The organism is Sphingobium cyanobacteriorum (assembly GCF_030580935.1).
In the GTDB taxonomy this organism is placed as follows: domain Bacteria; phylum Pseudomonadota; class Alphaproteobacteria; order Sphingomonadales; family Sphingomonadaceae; genus Sphingobium; species Sphingobium cyanobacteriorum.
Genome location: NZ_JAUQOM010000006.1, coordinates 114441 through 132561, shown reverse-complemented (window position 1 = coordinate 132561; position 18121 = coordinate 114441). Strand labels below are relative to the sequence as shown.

At 64.4% G+C, this 18121-nt stretch carries 14 protein-coding genes and 2 pseudogenes; 10 read left to right on the top strand and 6 right to left on the bottom strand.

The annotated features are described in order from the left end of the window. Positions 1 to 37: 37 nt before the first annotated feature. Both Q4610_RS13125 and Q4610_RS13120 read right to left on the bottom strand, forming a co-directional pair. On the bottom strand, positions 38 to 1378 hold the full coding sequence (locus Q4610_RS13125) for an alkaline phosphatase family protein (protein ID WP_304536409.1): 1341 nt from the start codon (positions 1376 to 1378) through the stop codon (positions 38 to 40). A 4-nt stretch (positions 1379 to 1382) separates the two neighbouring features. Beyond that, positions 1383 to 3683, bottom strand: coding sequence for a TonB-dependent receptor (locus Q4610_RS13120; RefSeq protein ID WP_304536408.1), 2301 nt, complete (start codon positions 3681 to 3683; stop codon positions 1383 to 1385). A gap of 244 nt (positions 3684 to 3927) precedes the next feature. Here Q4610_RS13120 and Q4610_RS13115 point away from each other — a divergent pair, with 244 nt between their 5' ends. Further along, positions 3928 to 4227, top strand: coding sequence for a hypothetical protein (locus Q4610_RS13115; protein ID WP_304536407.1), 300 nt, complete (start codon positions 3928 to 3930; stop codon positions 4225 to 4227). 51 nt (positions 4228 to 4278) lie between these two features. Here the strand turns inward: Q4610_RS13115 and Q4610_RS13110 are convergent, their stop codons facing one another. Together Q4610_RS13110 and Q4610_RS13105 are read right to left on the bottom strand one after the other, a co-directional pair. Beyond that, complete coding sequence (locus Q4610_RS13110; protein ID WP_304536406.1) at positions 4279 to 4551, bottom strand: hypothetical protein; 273 nt, start codon at positions 4549 to 4551, stop codon at positions 4279 to 4281. A 213-nt stretch (positions 4552 to 4764) separates the two neighbouring features. Further along, entirely contained in the window at positions 4765 to 5313 is a 549-nt protein-coding gene (locus Q4610_RS13105) for a hypothetical protein (RefSeq protein ID WP_304536405.1), read from the bottom strand. A 162-nt stretch (positions 5314 to 5475) separates the two neighbouring features. On the opposite strand from Q4610_RS13105, the gene Q4610_RS13100 reads away from it, so the two are divergent. Both Q4610_RS13100 and Q4610_RS13095 read left to right on the top strand, forming a co-directional pair. Then, complete coding sequence (locus tag Q4610_RS13100) at positions 5476 to 6381, top strand: aldose 1-epimerase family protein (protein WP_304536404.1); 906 nt, start codon at positions 5476 to 5478, stop codon at positions 6379 to 6381. 150 nt (positions 6382 to 6531) lie between these two features. Then, positions 6532 to 8109 (top strand): peptide chain release factor 3, encoded by a 1578-nt coding sequence (locus Q4610_RS13095; protein ID WP_304536403.1) that lies wholly within the window; start codon positions 6532 to 6534, stop codon positions 8107 to 8109. A gap of 189 nt (positions 8110 to 8298) precedes the next feature. Here the strand turns inward: Q4610_RS13095 and Q4610_RS13090 are convergent, their stop codons facing one another. Both Q4610_RS13090 and Q4610_RS13085 read right to left on the bottom strand, forming a co-directional pair. After that, the gene (locus Q4610_RS13090) at positions 8299 to 9567 is read right to left on the bottom strand and encodes a spinster family MFS transporter (protein WP_304536402.1); all 1269 of its coding nucleotides are present in this window, start codon (positions 9565 to 9567) and stop codon (positions 8299 to 8301) included. Positions 9568 to 9673: 106 nt separating this feature from the next. Next, a pseudogene (locus Q4610_RS13085) lies at positions 9674 to 12025 on the bottom strand (TonB-dependent receptor). A 158-nt stretch (positions 12026 to 12183) separates the two neighbouring features. On the opposite strand from Q4610_RS13085, the gene Q4610_RS13080 reads away from it, so the two are divergent. The 7 genes and pseudogenes from Q4610_RS13080 to Q4610_RS13050 form a co-directional block, all read left to right on the top strand. Beyond that, entirely contained in the window at positions 12184 to 12798 is a 615-nt protein-coding gene (locus tag Q4610_RS13080; RefSeq protein ID WP_304536401.1) for a TetR/AcrR family transcriptional regulator, read from the top strand. 119 nt (positions 12799 to 12917) lie between these two features. Next, positions 12918 to 14783, top strand: coding sequence for a CHASE3 domain-containing protein (locus Q4610_RS13075; protein WP_304536400.1), 1866 nt, complete (start codon positions 12918 to 12920; stop codon positions 14781 to 14783). Between the two features lie 26 nt (positions 14784 to 14809). Next, positions 14810 to 14980, top strand: a complete 171-nt coding sequence (locus Q4610_RS13070; protein WP_304536399.1) for a hypothetical protein — start codon at positions 14810 to 14812, stop codon at positions 14978 to 14980. A 98-nt stretch (positions 14981 to 15078) separates the two neighbouring features. Then, complete coding sequence (locus Q4610_RS13065; RefSeq protein ID WP_304536398.1) at positions 15079 to 16323, top strand: putative DNA modification/repair radical SAM protein; 1245 nt, start codon at positions 15079 to 15081, stop codon at positions 16321 to 16323. Between the two features lie 73 nt (positions 16324 to 16396). Further along, on the top strand, positions 16397 to 16747 hold the full coding sequence (locus Q4610_RS13060; protein WP_304536397.1) for a hypothetical protein: 351 nt from the start codon (positions 16397 to 16399) through the stop codon (positions 16745 to 16747). Between the two features lie 59 nt (positions 16748 to 16806). After that, positions 16807 to 17277 (top strand): hemerythrin domain-containing protein, encoded by a 471-nt coding sequence (locus tag Q4610_RS13055; RefSeq protein WP_304536396.1) that lies wholly within the window; start codon positions 16807 to 16809, stop codon positions 17275 to 17277. Between the two features lie 34 nt (positions 17278 to 17311). Beyond that, positions 17312 to 18094 (top strand): annotated as a pseudogene (locus tag Q4610_RS13050) (TIGR03915 family putative DNA repair protein); the annotation flags it as partial. Between the last annotated feature and the right edge of the window lie 27 nt (positions 18095 to 18121).

The following is an 18121-nucleotide window of genomic DNA, read 5'->3' as shown; positions in this document are numbered from 1 at the left end:
AATGGGTCAGCGGGATGACATCTATCGGTCGATCCTGTTACCGCAGGTCGATCGGGGCGGCCTGCGCCATGGGCAACGCCGCGCCCATCAACTTCGCCAGCGTCGGCGCGATCGCCCGCATGTCGATGCGGCCCAAATCCCTGTTCGCCGCGACGCCCTTGCCCATGATCAGGAAGGTCGCCTCCAGATGCGCCGGGCCGGGCAGATAGCCGTGCATCCCCTTGACCGGCGCACGCGCGACCAGCGGCACGGACGCCCCCCGGAAAATGTCGGTGACAAAACCGGGGGCAAGGTTGACGAGGAAGCTGGCCTGCGGATTGGCCCCGGCCTTTGCGATCGCCGCCTTGTCCAGCACGGCGGCGATGCCGTTGGCCGGGTTGGCGGCCAGCCGGTCGAGCAGCGCCTTCGTCCGTTCAGCGACGGCGGCGTCATCGGGCCGGGCCAGCATGATCGCGGCCGATCCCCCCGCGATCCACGGCATGGCGGTCCAGGACGCGACCTTGCCATCCTTGTCCAGCGTGATCAGCCCCGCGTCGATGAAGGCGCGGAACAGGTTGAGGCCGCTATGGGTCGCTTCGAAACCATGGTCGCTGACCAGGGCGATCACCGCGTCGGGATGCGCCTTCATCTCGGCGGCGACCAGATCGCCGACGATCGCGTCGATCTTTTCCAGCACGGCATGGGCCTGGGGCGTGTCCGGTCCCATGGCATGCTGCTCATGGTCCAGCGCGGTGAGATAGACGGTCAGGAAATCGGGCTTGTGCGCGCCGATCAGGGCAGTGGCGAAGCGGCCGCGCAACTGGTCGCCGCTCAGGCTTTCGTCAATGCCCATAGCATAGGGTGCGCCGACCTTCCGCTCCAGTTCCGCCTTCAGGCCCGGCGTCGCCAGCGCATCAAGCAGCTTGGCGTCGTCGGCATGGCCGGTGCGCCAGATTTGCGGCAGGTTCCAGGTCACGCCCTTCGCAGCGACGCTGACCGGCCAGTGGATGTTGCCGGTGGACAGGCCCGCCTTCGTCGCGGCTTCCCACAGGGTCGGCGCCTTGATGTCCTGCGCATACCAGTACCAGCCGCCCTGATTGATGCCTGTCGGATCGAAACTGTTATTGGCGACGATGCCGTGGGTCGCGGGCGACACGCCGGTCATCAGCGTCGTGTGGCTGGGGTAGGTCAGCGTCGGCGCGACGCCGGTGACGCCCGATGCATGGGCGCCCTGCGTCACGAAGCGGCGCAGATTGGGCAGGGAAAGGCCGCGCTTGTCCGCCTCCAGCACGTCGCCGGGCCGCAACCCGTCGATCGAGATGAGGAGCAGCGGTTCCGCCTGCGCCACCGCCGGAAGGACGGTGGCGAGGAGGAACGGGACAAGCGCGGCCTTCTTCATGGCTTTAGAACCCGGCCTTGAGCGTGGCGAAGAATTGCTGCGGTGCGCCCACCAGCAGGGTCTGCGCGTCGCCGCTGTTGCCGAAGCCGCCCGACCCGATCGTGCCGACATATTTCTTGTCCAGCAGGTTCGTGGCGTTCAGTTGCACCTCCAGCTTGTCGGTGAAGCGATAGCCGATGCTGGCGTCCACCAGCACCCGGCCCGGCACCGACGCATCATTGGTGTAGCTATAGAAGCGACGCGACATATAGTTGACGCCGACCCGCGCGATACGCTTGCCATCGTCGAAATTCAGTTCGCCCCGCGCCATATGCTTCGGGCTGTCCACCACCGTCTTGCCCTTGATCGCGGCGACCAGCGCGCCGTTCGAACTGTTGAACACATCGTCGCGATAGGTGGCGTCGGTGTAGCTGTAGGAACCGAACAGGCTGACGCCCGAACCCAGGGTCAGGGTGCCGGCCGCTTCCACGCCGATCGATCGCACGCCACCGACATTCTGGAGCGCGGAGGCCAGGCCCTGGATCGGGCTGCCGACCTGCACCGCATTCAGGCGGTTGCGGAAATTGACCAGATAGGCGCCCAGCACGCCGCTGAACATCGGGCTGTGATAGCGCAGCCCCAGTTCATAGGTGTCCGATTGTTCGGGCTTGAGGTTATCCTTGATCGCATCGAATCCGGTCTGGCTGGTGGAGAAGGGGCCGGTGGTGGTGGCGCTGGCGAAGGCGCGCGTCACCTGCGTGAAGCCGCCGAAGATTTCCGCGTCCGGGCTCAGCTCCACGGCAAAGCCCGCATGGGGCTGGAACCAGTCCTCCGCCTTGATCTTGCCCTGCGGGAAGGTGGAGGACACCACCGCCTCCGCCTTGTTGCTGACCTTGAACCCCTTCCAGCCCAGATTGATCGTCACCATGCCCAGGTCGATCTTGTCCTGGACGAAATACTGGATGGTGTCGGTCGTGAAATCGAACGCCCACTGGGTGGCAAAGGGATTTTTCGGATAGTCGCGGAAGCTCAGGCCCGGTTCGGTGCGGCTGGCAAAGGCGTAGAAGCGGCGCGCCTGGTCGAACTTGTTATTTTCATACCATGCGCCGATGCTCAGTTGCTGGATGCCCAATGTGTAATCGACGCTGCCGAACGCGCCGAAACGCTCCATCCCATATTCGGTCGTCCGCATCGACATCGGCACGCCATTGGGGCTGGCGACATAGGGCGTCGCCCACAGACCCATGCCTTCATTATGATGATAATAGCCCTTGATCTTGAAGCTGGCCTTTTCGCCGAGCGGCGTGGTGACGCCGATCGCGCCCAGCCAGTCCTTGCGCAGGCCCGCCGCGTCATAATAGGCGTCGTCGGCGCTGGTGACATTGCCGGGATAGGTCTGGCCGCCCGCAACCGGCGCGCCGCTATAGTCATAGCGGCCATCGGGGAAGGGCGATCCGCCGCTGTTGCTGATCTTGTCCACATCGTTCAGCCGGGCGGCATAATCGATCGCGCGGGCATAGTCGGGATATGTATTGTCCCAGTCCCAGCCCAGGCGACGGATCATGCCCATCGACATGTCCTGATAATCCTGTTCACGCCGGTCGGAATAGCTCAGCCAGCCGTCGATCGTCGCGTCGCCTACGGGCACGACGACCTTGGCATTGCCCATATGCTGGTCCTGCGTGCCCTGGCCCTTCCACTTGTCGGTGGAGCCATAGCCGTAGGAGATATAGCCGCGCACGCCGTCCTTGCTGCCCAGGTCGAGCCGGGCGAAGGCGCGGATCGTCTCGTCGCTGCCATAGGTCAGGCCGCCCCGCGCGCCCAGTTCGCCGGTCGGATCGGCCGAGAAGGTTTCGACCGTGCCGCCTAGATTGCTGGTCGCCTGCGTGCCGAGCGAACCGGCCCCCTGGCTGACGCGGACACTGCCGATATTTTCGCTGCTGACCGCGCGGGTGATGTGCAGGCCGTTATGGTTGCCATAGCTCATGTCGCCCAGCGGGATGCCGTCGAGGGTGAAGCCGAGGCGCGTCTGGTCGAAGCTGCGGATGGTCACGCGCTGCGACCATTCATAATTGCCGAACGGGTCGGCCGACTGGAAATTGACGCTGGGCAGCTTTTCGATGGCTTTGAGCGGATTGGTGCCCGGCGTCAGGGTCACGATGTCCCTGGCGCTGATTTCCTGCACCTGGCGGGTTTCGCCACGGCCGAACACGACGATATCCGCGTCGGCGGCGCCGGCATCGGCGGCGGGCGCCATGTCCTGCGCGAAGGCAGGCGTGGCAAGCATGGCGGTGGACGCCAGCAACAGGGCGGTGATGGAGCGCATGGTCGGATAATCCCCCTTTGGATCTTGATGTCGGGGGGCGGCCTATCCGCGCTATGTTGCACTGCAATGTGCTATGCTTGACGCTGGCAAGTCATATCCGTGACGGGCGCCGTCACATAGGGGCCGCGGCAACGCGCGCCTGCACTTTACGCGCCTGTGCCTCTTTTCGGCCATCCACCACAAGGCGCAATGAACTCAATGGCTTGTCATGCGTTAGTGGGCATATGTGATGATGGAGCTGGTGATGATCCCTGTGCGATTCCCCGATGGCAGCCTGCGCGACCTTCCCAGTGAATTATGCCCTGTCGATGCCGAAACGAACGGCGGCGCCAGCCGCTTCCACCACAGGCCAATCGGCGTCGACGCGCAATGGCGGTTCGTCGAGAGCAAGGGGGGATGGCTGGCCCGCCCGCGCCATGGCGGCCTGGCGATCCTCATTCCCCCGGTCGATCCATGGTGGCAGGGCATCGCCACCATGACGGACCAGGCCGTCACGCGGGACGCGGCCACGCGGGACAGGGGAAAATCCGCGCGCGCCGCCTGACCATGCACGGGATGGGCACTGGACGGGCAATGCATGGCGGTCATAGCGGGATCATCCCGCCGCGTCCGGCGCGCCATCCCCGTCTGCCATATCCATGAAATCGCGCGCGGCCGCACGATCGGCCGCATCTGCAAAAGTGGTGTCAATGTCCGGCGCATCGCCCAGCAGGAACAGCAGCGACCAAAGCGCGAAACGCCGCCCCCGGTCCTGCTCCAGCCCCAGGTCGACGCGCATATGCTCGATCCCCGCCGCGATCCCGTCCGGGGTCAACAGGTCCATGTCCGTGGTGCCGAAATAGCGCCGAAGCTGATCGTCAAACTGCATCGCCAATCCCTATAGCGATTTGCCATCGCAAGACATCCCCTGATGGCCGGGGCATCGCACTCGATCAAATCATGGGGATCGGAACGCGCCAGCGGATCACCGCCACCCCGACAATCCGATCAGCGACAACCGGCTGGAACGGGATGACGGCATAGTGACCCACGCCGCCATTGCGAGCGCAGCAATGACGAATCAAATTTACATCATCGGACCTTAGCTCGCCCCCTTGCACCCCTTGGCCGCCGCCTGCCCGCGCAGATAGCCGCGCCGCGCCACGCCCGCCGTCACCGCCGCCTGCAAGCGCCGCTCGGCCGGGGCCGCGCCGCTGATCTCGCGCACCAGGCCACGGAAGGGGATCAGCGAATTGACGATGGTTTTGCCCACCGCCTCGGCGATCTTGCCGGTGCGGTTCTCGTTGGCCTTCGCGCCGACGGTGAAATCCTCGCCCAGCACCGCGTTCAGTTCGGCCAGCGACGCCTTCAGCCCCTTGCAGGTCCGCGACGGCGGCGGTGCATAGGGATTGTCCACCGCCTTGAGCAGCACCGGCGGAATCTCGTCCTTGTCCAGCCCCACATCGCGCGCCGGCTGGGTCGCGATCTTGCCCGCCTTGTCCAGCGTATCGTCCTTGCGCTTGTCCCCGTCCTGCTCCTGCCTGGGCTTTTCGGCCTGCGGCCTGTCCTGCGCCGACTTGTCCTGATCCTGGGCGGTCGCGACGCAGGGCGTCAGGCCGGCCAGGACGATGGCGATAGCGAATGATTTCATACAGATCCTCCAGCCCGCCCAACCAGCGACAGGGCGTATCGGTTCCCGGACGAAACGAACGGCGCGCGCGACAGGGACAAGATAACAGGGGCAAGATAACAGGGGCAAGACAGGCGCGCCCCGCCGCGCTATGCGATGACCCACCCCAGCAGGAGGCCCGTCTTGTCATCGTCCGACCCCCGCTCGTCCAGCGCCCGTTTCGCCATCGTGTCCCCCGCCCTCTCCGCCAGCATCGACCCGCTGGGGGCAGAACTCTGGTCGCTGACCGACGCGCAGGGGCGGCACCTCATGACCGACGCCGATCCACGCTGGTGGACCGGGCACGCGCCGCTGCTCTTTCCCTTCGTCGGCCGGTCACGCGGCGACACCTATCGGCTCGACGGCCGCGACTGGCCCATGCCCCAGCACGGCTTTGCCCGGCGCAAGCCCTTCGCGCTGGTGGAACAGGATGACGCCAGCCTGCTGCTGCGGCTGGAAGCGGACAGCGAGACGCGCGCCGCCTATCCTTTCGACTTCCGGCTCGACATGGGCTTCGTCATCGACGACGCGACCCTGCGCATGACCGCCACCGTCACCAACCGGGGGCAGGCCGCCATGCCGTTCAGCTTCGGCTATCATCCCGCCTTCGCCTGGCCGCTGCCCTATGGCGGCGCGGCGGAGGATCATCGCATCCTCTTCGACCAGCCCGAACCCGCCCCGATCCGCAAGGTCGGCGCCGAACCGGGCCTCATCGCCCGCGAAACCTTCCCCTCGCCGGTCGAGGGCGACACGCTCGCCCCCACCCACGCCCTCTTCGAAGGCGACGCCCTGATCTGGGACGATCTCGTCAGCCGCTCTCTCCTCTGGGGTGTGCCGGGCCAGCCGCGCCTCAGGATCGCCTTCCCCGACACGCCCTGGCTCGGCCTGTGGCAGAAACCGGGCGCCCATTATCTGTGCGTCGAACCCTGGGCCGGCATGGCCGATCCGGTCGGCTTTACCGGCGATGTCTGGGACAAGCCCGGCATCATGGCGCTGTTGCCGGGCGACAGCCGATCCTTCCGCATGGACGTCAGCTTGATTGGCGACTAAGTAGCCCGCTTTCCGTTCGTCCTGAGTAGCCGCCGAGCTTGTCGAAGCGGCATGTCGAAGGATGGGTTTCACGCGCGTGCTTCGATATGGGCCTTCGCCATGCTCAGTCCCTACTCAGCACGAACGGCTGTTGTTATTGCTGGAACTGACATGACCATCCCATCCCGCCGCACCTTCGCGATCATCTCCCACCCTGACGCGGGCAAGACCACGCTCACCGAAAAGCTGCTGCTGGAAGGCGGCGCGATCCACCTTGCGGGCGAAGTCAAGGCCCGTGGCCAGAACCGCCGCGCCCGTTCCGACTGGATGAAGATCGAGCAGCAGCGCGGCATTTCCGTCACCTCCTCGGTCATGACGTTCGAGCGGACCCGCGATGGCGAAACCATCACCTTCAACCTGCTCGACACGCCGGGGCATGAGGATTTCAGCGAGGATACCTATCGCACCCTGACCGCCGTGGATTCGGCCGTCATGGTGATCGACGCGGCCAAGGGCATCGAGCCGCAGACGCGCAAGCTGTTCGAGGTGTGCCGCCTGCGCAACGTGCCCATCATCACCTTCGTCAACAAGGTCGACCGCGAAGGCCGCGAAACCTTCGGCCTGCTCGATGAAGTCGCCGACCAGTTGCAGCTTGACGTGTGCCCGATGAGCTGGCCCGCCGGCATGGGCGGCGAGTTCGAGGGCATTTACGACTTCGCCACCAACCGCCTGATGCAGCCCACCGGCCCGTCCAGGGAGTTCGACGGCACCCGCCATCAGTTCACTGGCCTCGACGACCCGAAACTGGCCGATTTCCTCTCCCCCCACGCGCTCGAAAAACTGCGGGAGGAGGCGGAACTGGCGCAGGGCGGCTATGCCCATTTCGACCTTGACCGCTATCGCGCGGGCGACCTCACCCCGGTCTATTTCGGCTCGGCGCTCAAGCTGTTCGGCGTCACCGAACTGATCGACGCGCTCGGCCAGTACGCCCCGCCGCCCCGCGCCCAGCCCGCCGAACCCGCCGCGATCGAGCCGGAAAACAGCGAAGTCACCGGCTTCATCTTCAAGGTGCAGGCCAATATGGACCCGATGCACCGCGACCGCATCGCCTTCATGCGGCTGGTGTCGGGCAAGTTCAGACGCGGCATGAAGCTGACCCCATCGGGATCGGGCAAGCCGCTCGCGGTCCATTCGCCGATCCTCTTCTTCGCGCAGGACCGCGAGCTGGCGGATGAGGCCTTTCCCGGCGACATCATCGGCATCCCCAATCATGGCGCGCTGCGTGTCGGCGATACCCTGTCCGAAAAGCCCGGCCTGCGCTTCACCGGCCTGCCCAATTTCGCGCCGGAAATCCTGCGTCGCGTGCAATTGAAAGACCCGACCAAGACCAAGCAGCTCCGCAAGGCGCTGGACGACCTCAGTGAAGAAGGCGTGATCCAGGTTTTCTATCCTGAAGTCGGCAGCAACTGGATCGTCGGCGTCGTCGGCCAGTTGCAGCTTGAAGTGCTGATCTCCCGTCTCGAAGCCGAATATAAGGTCGCCGCCGGGCTCGAACCCTCGCCCTTCGACACAGCCCGCTGGATCAGCGGCGACGACGCGGCGGTCAAGGAACTGGTCAGCTATAATGGCGGCAACATGGCCAAGGACCGCGACGGCAATCTGGTGTTCATGGCCCGCAGCGCCTGGGACATCGGCTATCAGCAGGAACGCCACCCCAAGGTGAAGTTCAGCGCCACCAGGGAGCGCTAACCCCCGTCCTTGCGAACGTCCATCTGACGTCATCCCGCCCTGAAAAGCGCCATGCTCCAGCGCAAGCGGGAGCATGCTTTGACATTGGCCATTGATGCACGAAAATCACGAATGGGCCGGATTATTTCCGCACATTCTCGAATGGCAAAAACATGTTTAGCTGTACCACTCGCTGTATCACTTACTGTATCACGCGGCGACCCAATCCTTCCGCAAAGCCCGCCCCGCCAGCGCCATGAACAGCCCCGCCGCCAGATAAAAGCCCAGCGCCGCGACGATCGCATAGCGCAGCGCCTCCACCCCGTAGGTCGGCGTCAGCGCGTCGGACAGCGCGCCTACGCTCCACGACCCCAGCCCCAGCCCGACCAGATTGTTGATCAGCAGGAAACTCGCCGCCGCGCTCGCCCGCATATGGGCGGGCACCAGATGCTGCACGGCGGTCAGCACCGGCCCCAGCCAGACATAGACCAACGCCTGCGGGATCAGGAACAGGGCGAAAGCGGCGGTGACACTGTCCGACAACACGCCCACGACAAACAGCGGCATCCCCACGACATAGCTGACCGCTGGCACCCAGGCATAATAGGCCTTGTCCTGGCCGCCCAGCCGGTCGCCCAGCCAGCCGCCCAGCAGCACGCCGGCCACCCCGCCGATCAACAAAATGCCGCCCAGAAACTGTCCCGCACCGATCAGGTCCAGCCCAAAGCTGCGCATCAACAGGCTGGGCAGCCAGAAGGCGATGCCATAGCCGCACATCGAACTGCATGCCGCCCCCAGCGCCAGGAGCCAGAAGCTGCGCTTGGCCGCCAATATGCCGAATACCGCCGACACCGGCACCGCATCCCTGGCCTGGCTGGGCCGTGCGGGTTCGCGCACCACCAGGCGAAAGACCGGCGCGATCAGAATCCCCATGATGCCCACCGCGATGAAGGCGGTGCGCCATTCCACCGCCTGCGCGATATAGCCGCCCAGCAGCACGCCCCCCGCCGACCCCAGCGGAATGCCGAGCGAATAGATGGACAGCGCCCGCGCCCGCTGATGCGCGGGGAAATAGTCGGAGATCACGGCATAGGAGGGTGCGACCCCGCCCGCCTCTCCAACACCCACGCCGATGCGGAACAGGAACATCTGGGTGAAGCTGGTCGCGATCCCGCACAGCGCGGTAAAGCCGCTCCAGATGGCGAGGGAGACGGTAATCACCCATGTCCGGCTGGTCCGGTCCGCCAGCAGCGCCAGCGGAATCGCCAGCGTCGAATAAAGCAGCGCAAAGGCGATCCCGCCCAGCGCCCCCAACTGCGTGTCGCTCAACCCCAGTTCCGCCTTGATCGGCCCGGCGAGAATGCCCAGTATCTGCCGGTCGAGGAAATTGAACGTATAGACCAGCAGCAGCATCGCCAGCACGACGCCGCGATAGGCGGGGGAAGTCCCAGAAGCGGAAGGGGTATGTCGGTCGGTCATGCTTGCTCCTTACGCCCCTTGCCGCGAAGCAAAAGCGTGTTCCCGCGAAAGCGGGAACCCAGTCCCACCGTGGAACTGGATTCCCGCCCGCGCGGGAATACCGAACCTAAAACTTCACCGTCCCCGTCAAAAACACCTGCCGCGGATTACCGTAGAAGGCAGTCAGCGTGCCTTCCCGGCCCAGCGAAGGCGTCGGGAATCCGCCGGCATTGTTGATGATCGCCCCGGTTGTCGCATTGGCCGCGACGAAGGTATAGCCCGACGTCTTATATTCCTTGTCGAGCAGGTTCTTGCCATGCAGCCCCAGCGTCCAGCGATCGTCGGGCGCGGTATAGACGATGCTGGCGTCCCACAGCGCATAGCCCTTCTGGTCGATATAGGGATTGGGAATTTCGAACTGATAGGTCTTGCTGCGCCACGACACGGTGCTGCCCAGATAGATGCTGCCTGCCCCGACCGGCGCGGTGTAGCTCAGCGTGCCACTGGCGGTCCATCTCGGCGTATTCTGCACCTTGCGATTGGCCGCCACATCGGTCGGCACGCCGCCGATATTGGTGATATATTCCTTATATTCCGCGTCGATGAAGCCGATCGCGGTGGACAGGTTCAGCCGGTCGCCACCGCTCAGCAGGTCACGGCCCAGCCGGGCGTTGCTTTCAAACTCCAGCCCCTTGAACCGCGCCTTGCCCGCATTGGACACGACCCCGCAGAAGGACGGCGTCGCCACGCCGCCCACGCTGACGGTGCAGGCAACGGAGCCGGGAATCTGCACATCCTTGTAATCGGCATAGAAGCCCGCGACCGCGACATAGAGCGCGCCATCCATGAAATTGCCCTTGTAGCCGACTTCATAGCTGTCGACCTCTTCCGGCGCGAAGCTCAGGAACGCGGCGATCTCGCCATCCTGCCGGATGCCGTCGCCATTCAGATCCGGCGCATTGGTGCCCACCCCGCGCGGGTCGAAGCCGCCGCCCTTGAAGCCCTTGGAATAGCTGGCGTAGATATTGTGATCGGAGGTCGGCTTGTAGCTGACCGAGAAACGCGGGGTGAATTTCCGAAACTTGCTGGTCCCCTTGAAATTGGTGCTGGGCGCGCCGAAGGCGATGCCTGCTCCGTCAAACACAGGCGACCCGCCGCCCAGATAATTCTGGCGGAGTATATCCGCCCGCCGCTCGTCCCAAGTATAGCGCCCGCCCGCCGATACGCTCAACTGCTGCGAGATATCGAAGGTGAAATCGCTGAAGATCGCATAGGTTTCGGTATCGACATTGGCCTGCGTAAAGGCGGTCAGGCCGGGGACGGTGGTGAACAGGCGCACGTCGAACGCGGTGTCGGCCTTCGCATCCAGATAATAGAGGCCGATCATGCCGTGGAGCGGCCCCTGATCTTAGAGAAGCTGGAATTCCTGGCTCAATTGTTCGTTGAAGTAAAAGGCCGGTACATCGACATCGACCGCGGGCAGCGCGTCGAAATCAATGGGCGATGCACTGTCGTCCTTGCGCCAGGCGCTGATCGACCGCAACGTCACCGCGTCGCTCAGTTCCGCAGTGATATTCATCGAAAGCCCGTAGGACTTCACATATTGCTTCGGGTCGGAGAGGCCGCCGCGTGTATCGAACACATCGTCCAGCACCGGCGCGCCCGACAACTGGCCGGGGATCAGCCGGTGTCCGCCGCGCGCGTTGCTGTTGTCCTTGCTATAATCGCCGGTGATCCGCATCAGCACCGGCTGGCCATAGCCGCCCATCTCGAACGTGGCGCGCCCGGCCCAGATGTCCTTGTTGTAATTATCCTCGCCGGTGGTCAGGTTCTTGCCGAACCCGCCGCGCGACAGCCGGGCGATCGCGCCGCCCACCCGGATCAGGTCGCCGACCGGCGCCGACATGCTGATGATGCCATCGGCCTGATCATAGCTGCCATATGTGCCCTTGATCTTGAGCGCGAAATCCTGCGGCAGCATCTTCGTCACATATTTGACCGCGCCGCCGATGGTGTTGCGCCCATAAAGCGTCCCTTGCGGCCCGCGCAGCACCTCGATCCGCTCGACATCGTAAATGTCGAGCAGCGCGCCCTGCGGCCGGTTGAGATAGACATCGTCCAGATAGATGCCCACGCCCTGTTCAAAGCCCGACACCGGATCCTGCTGCCCCACGCCACGGATGAAGGCGGTCAGGGTCGAATTGGTGCCGCGCGACGCTTCCAGCGTGGTGTTGGGGGTGACGTTGGCCAGGTCGCTGATATCGATCGCGCCGCTACGCTCCAGCGCCGCGCCGGAAAAGGCGCTGACCGCGATCGGCACCGACACCAGCGTTTCCTCGCGCCGTCGGGCGGTGACGATGATCGCGCCCTCATCGTCGACGACGGGCGCGCTGTCCTGCGCGACGGCAGGCAGCGCCACGAAACCGCCCCATGTGGCAGAGGCAAGGGCAAGAGCGCGAATGGTCTGATGGGCCTTCATCGGGTCGGTCCTCTCCTGAAAAAAGCGGCGCCCGATCTGTCGGGTCGCTTGCGTTGATCGATTCGATAATGAAAGTTGAACCATCTTTCAACTTGAAATATGAGGCGGCTGACAAGGACGCAGCGCTGCGGCAAAAAGAACACAGATTGGGAGTGGAAATGACCGAGGAAACCGTCGCCAGGGACGACAAGACCCCGCGCACCGCACGGGGCGAACGCACCCGCCGCGCGCTGCTGTCCGCCGCTGCGGAGGAATTTGGCGAAAAGGGCTTTCACGACGGGTCGATCAGCGGCATCACCCGCCGCGCCGGCTGCGCGCTCGGCAGTTTCTACACCTATTTCGACACCAAGGACGACATCTTCCGCGCGCTGGTGGCCGACATGTCGGGCCAGGTGCGCGATTATGTCTCGCCGCGCATCGCCGATGCGCGCGACGGCATCGACGCCGAACGGATCGGCCTGCTCAGCTTCCTGGAATTCGCCCGCGCCCACAAGGAAATCTACCGCATCATCGACGAGGCCGAGTTCGTCGACCAGGCCGCCTATCGCGCCCATTATGAAAACACCGCCACCCGCATGGCCGCGCGCCTCGCCAAGGCGGCGGAGCGTGGCGACGTGCGCCCGGACGTGGAGGAAGTCCATGCCTGGGCGATCATGGGCATGAACGTGTTTCTGGGCCTGCGCTATGGCGTCTGGGACGACAGCCGCCCGGCCGAAGAGATCGCCGCCATCGCCAACGCCTTGATCGAAAAAGGGATCGGCAAAAGGGGGTGATGCCCCATCCTCCCAACCCCTGTGTTGTCGGCTAACCCCCGGCGCGCAAAGCGGGAATCGGTCATGGGCCGGTCGCAAGGGACTTGCCCTGCGCCGTCATATGACTGATGAGGGGCGCCATGCCCGCCTTGCGCCCCGAACGCTCGATCATCATTCTGCTGCTGGCGCTGCTGGTCGTCATGACGGCCGTGAGTGGCACCTACTGGCTGTATCGCAGCCAGCAGACGGAAATGGCCTGGGTCAATCACACGCTGCGCGTCGAAAATCGCCTGTCGATGCTGTTGTCGCGGATACAGGCGGCCGAAAGCGGGCAGCGTGGCTATATGCTGACGCGACAGGAGGATTTCCTCGCCCCTTTTGACGATTTTCGGTCGCGTTGGCGCAATGAAGTGCAAGCCCTGAAAATGGAAGTGCGCGACAATGATGATCAGTCGCGGGCCGTCGACACGCTGGGCGTGATGATCGGCCAGCGTATCGCCCTGTTGCAGGGCGGCATCGATCTGCGCCGCGCCGGCAGGCCAGTCGACCCGGACGCCTTCGCCCCCGGTCTGGCGATGATGGCCCGCATCCGCGCCCAGATCGCCCATATGAAAGCGCATGAGGAACAATTGCTGCGCGCGCGCACGATCGATGCGGGACGACTGAGCACCATGGTAACGTCCGGGCTGGCGCTATGCGCTGCACTGGTCATCATATTGGGGCTGATGGCATTGCGCACGGCCCAGCGCCGCGTGAGCGAAGCGGTGGCGAGCCGCGAGGCGCTGAGCGCGGCCAATGCGGAGCTGATTGCCGAAGGGGAGCGGCGGGAGGCCGCGCAGGCGCAACTGCGCCAGGTCCAGAAAATGGAGTCGATCGGCCAGTTGACCGGCGGCATCGCTCATGATTTCAACAATATGCTGGCGATCGTCATCGGATCGCTCGACATGGCGCGGCGGCGACTGGGCACCGATGGCGACCCGCGCGTCGCCAAGGGCATCGACAATGCGACCGAGGGGGCCCAGCGCGCCGCGCAACTGACCGCCCGCCTGCTCGCCTTCTCGCGCCAGCAACCGCTCGACCCTCAACCCACCGATGTGAACAAGCTGGTCGGCGGCATGTCCGAATTGCTGCGCCGGACCATCGGAGAGGATGTGCGCGTCGAATCGGTTCTGGCTGGCGGCCTGTGGCGCGCCAGCATCGACGCCAACCAGCTCGAAAGCGCGATCCTGAATCTGTGCGTCAACGCCCGTGACGCCATGCCCGGCGGCGGCAGGCTGACGATCGAGACGGCGAACGCGCATCTCGACGATGGCTATGCCCTCACCCATGCCGAAGTGACGCCGGGCCAATATATCCTCGTATCCGTCACCGATACCGGCACCGGCATGCCGCCCGACGTGGTCGACCGCGCCTTCGATCCCTTTTTCACCACCAAGGGGGTGGGCAAGGGCACGGGGCTTGGCCTCAGCCAGGTGTTCGGCTTCGTCAAGCAATCGCGCGGCCATGTGAAAATCTATTCGGAGCCGGGCGAAGGCACGGTCATCAAAATCTATCTGCCCCGCTATTATGGCGCGGAAACCGTGCAGGGCTATGCCGCGCCCGCCACCGACAGCCTGCCCCGCGCGCGGGGCGAGGAGATTATCCTGGTGGTCGAGGATGAGGACCGGGTACGCCACATGTCGGTCGATTCGCTGCGCGAACTGGGCTATACCGTGGTTCAGGCGTCCGATGGCGAACAGGCGCTGGAAATGCTGACCATCCAGCCGCGCATCGACATGCTGTTCACCGACATCGTCATGCCCGGCATCAACGGCCGCCAACTGGCCGACCGCGCCACGACCCAGAGGCCGGGCCTGAAAATTCTCTACACCACCGGCTACACCCGCAACGCCATCGTCCATAACGGGATGCTCGACCCCGGCGTCGCCCTGCTCGCCAAGCCCTTCACCTTCGACCAGCTCGCGACCAAGGTGCGGCAGGTGCTGGATGGAGATGCGGCGGGATAGAAACACGGGTAGCCGTCGAGCAATGCTTGACCATCGCCGTGGCGATCAGGCTGATTGCGCTGCCTCTCATCCTGCCTGCAAACGCGCAATGGCGGGCAAAATTCGGCTTTACGCTGGCTGCCCTTATGCCGTCGCCGATGCCCCTGGCCGTGAACCACCATCTCTTGCCGTTCATCCCCCCTGCAAGGGAAGGATGAAAAAGATGTCATTCCGCTTCTCCCACCCGACCTGTTCCTTGGGGCAGGACTGATCCACATCATGGACAAATGCGCATCCTGAACATATCAGGAACATTATGGCGCAACTCACCACCCGGCAGAAACTCGAAATCCTGGCCGACGCGGCCAAATATGATGCGTCTTGCGCCTCGTCCGGCACGACGAAGCGCGACAGCCGCGGCGGTAAGGGGATCGGATCGACCGAAGGCATGGGCATCTGCCACGCCTATGCGCCCGATGGCCGCTGCATCTCGCTGCTCAAGATATTGCTGACCAACAGTTGCATCTTCGACTGCCATTATTGCATCAATCGCCGGTCGAGCGATGTGCGACGCGCGCGCTTCACCGCACGGGAAGTGGTCGATCTCACACTCAATTTCTACCGCCGCAACTATATCGAGGGGTTGTTCCTCTCGTCGGGCATCATCCGGTCGTCAGACTATACGATGGAGCAGATGGTTGAGGTCGCCCGGTCGCTGCGGCAGGACCATCATTTCCGGGGCTATATCCACCTCAAGACCATTCCCGACGCCGATCCCGCCCTGCTGCATCAGGCCGGGCTGCACGCCGATCGCCTGTCGATCAATGTCGAACTGCCGACCGAAAGCGGCCTGAAGCGCCTCGCCCCGGAAAAGGATGGCGGCCGGATCGAAGGCGCGATGCGCCATCTGCGCAGCGAAATAGAGGACGGGCAGGACGCCCGCCGCAAATATAAGAGCGCCCCTCGCTTCGCGCCGGCTGGCCAGTCGACCCAGATGATCATCGGCGCGGATGCGGCCGACGACCGGGCGATCATCGCGCGGGCGAGCAGCCTCTATGACCGGCACAGGCTGCGTCGCGTCTATTACAGCGCCTTTTCCCCCATCCCCTCGCCCAGCGCGGTGCTGCCGCTCAGGCGCCCGCCGCTGATGCGCGAGCATCGGCTTTACCAGTCGGACTGGATGATCCGCTTCTATGGCTATGATGCGGGCGAGATCGCGGCGGCGACCGATGCGGCGACGGGCTGCCTGCCGCTTGATATCGATCCCAAGCTCGCCTGGGCGCTCAACCATCGCGCGACCTTTCCCGTCGATGTCAACCGCGCCCCGCGCGAAGCGCTGCTGCGGGTGCCGGGGCTCGGCGTCAGGGCGGTCGACCGCATCCTGCTGAGCCGCCGCCATCGCCGGCTGCGGCTGGACGATGTCGCGCGGCTGACGACCTCGATCAGGAAGCTGCGTCCTTTCCTGATCGCGGCCGACTGGCGCCCGCTGGCGCTGGCGGACTGCGCGGACCTGCGCGCCCGGCTCGCACCGCCCGCACAGCAACTTGATTTGTTCACGTAAATGTAATTTCCGGTTGATTGCGGCGCCGACACATGAAATTCTGTTGCCAGGGTCAAGCAAGGAGATCGGGGCTGTGGCGACCGCACTCGGCAATCGCACACATCAACGCAAAAGTTTCGCCAAGCGCATCAGCACGCATCTCGCGGCGGCGCTGGTCATCTTCTGCCTGCTTCAGATCGGCATCGTGGCCAAGACGGGCGGTTCGCTGGTCCTGCATCTGGGCATCATCGTCGCTATCGGCGGCTATGCGATCGCCGCGCGCGGGCTGGAACGACGCTGGCAGATGCTGGAACAGGGCGGCCTGTCCGAAAGCGGCCTGGCCCTGCGTTTCCGGCGAGATATCGCGCAACTATGGGTTGCCAGCCTGGTCGGTGCCTTTCTCTGGATCCCGGTCGCGATCATCTATCGCTTCCTGTTCGGCTGAACCCCCGGACCCAATCGCCGCCTGTGTCGTTGTGCTTCCTCGAACGAGGAGGAACCCCCATGGCCAATGCAACGATTTTCGATCGCCTGAAGCAGGATCACGACACGCATCGCCAGATGTTCGACAAGATGGCGCAGGCCGACCGCGACAAGGACGAAGCGCGGCTGGAAAAGCTGTTCGATCAGTTCAAAGTCGAAGTGAGCGCCCATGCCGCCGCCGAGGAAGAAACCCTCTACGCCACCATGTTGTCGCGCCCGGATCTGCGCGAGGATGCGCAGCACAGCGTGTCCGAGCACAAGGAAATCGACGATTATCTGGAGGAACTGGCCGACCTCAAATTCAACGGCGACGCCTGGCGCAAGAAATTCGCGGACATGAAGAAGCGCTATCTCCACCATATCGAGGAGGAGGAGGAAGAGATGTTCCCCGACGCTGCCAAGGATCTGACGGCGGAAGAAGAGCAGAAGCTGGGCCAGCTCTTCGCCAAGCGCAAGCCGGCCGAACTGGAGCGCGCGCAAGCAGCCGACTAGGGCGTCTCAAGACGCGATATTGTGATGGCCCGCCATGCATCGCGTCCTTCTGACCGCCCCCGATGATATTGACGGCTGGCGCGCCTCGGCGCGCCAACTGGCGACACAGGGTGTCGATCCCGCCGATATTGTCTGGCAGGTGGGCGATGCTCCTGACGACCTGTTTGGCAATATCGACCTTGAGCAAGCAGCGACCCCCGCCGCCTTCTCGGTGCCGCGCGCCTTTCTCGACCTGGCGGAAAGCGCGATCCTGCACCGCGACCCCCAGCGCTTCGCCTTGCTCTATGCCTTGCTTGTCCAGTTGCGCGCCCGGCCCGGACTGATGCAGGATCGCGCCGATCCGCTGCTGCGCCGGGTCGCTGCGCTCGCCAAGGCGGTGCGGCGTGACATCCACAAGATGCGTGCCTTCGTCCGCTTCCGGGAAATGAAGGCAGACGGCGCATCCCGTTTCGTCGCCTGGTTCGAGCCGGATCATCATATCGTCCGCGCCAATGCCGGCTTCTTCGTCCGCCGCTTCGCATCGATGCACTGGTCGATCCTGACGCCGGAGATCAGCATCCATTGGGACAGCCAAACGCTCAGCGAAGGGCCGGGCGCACAACGGTCGGACGCGCCTGATGGTGATCCGGTCGAGGCTTTGTGGCAGGGCTATTATGCCGCCATCTTCAACCCGGCCCGGCTCAAGACCGGCGCGATGCTGTCTGAAATGCCGAAAAAATATTGGCGCAACCTGCCCGAAGCCGTCCTCATCCCCGATCTCATCGCCGGCGCGCAGGCGCGCGAGGCCGTGATGATCGCACGCCGCCCGACCCTGCCCAAGACACAGGATGATAGCGCCACCTGA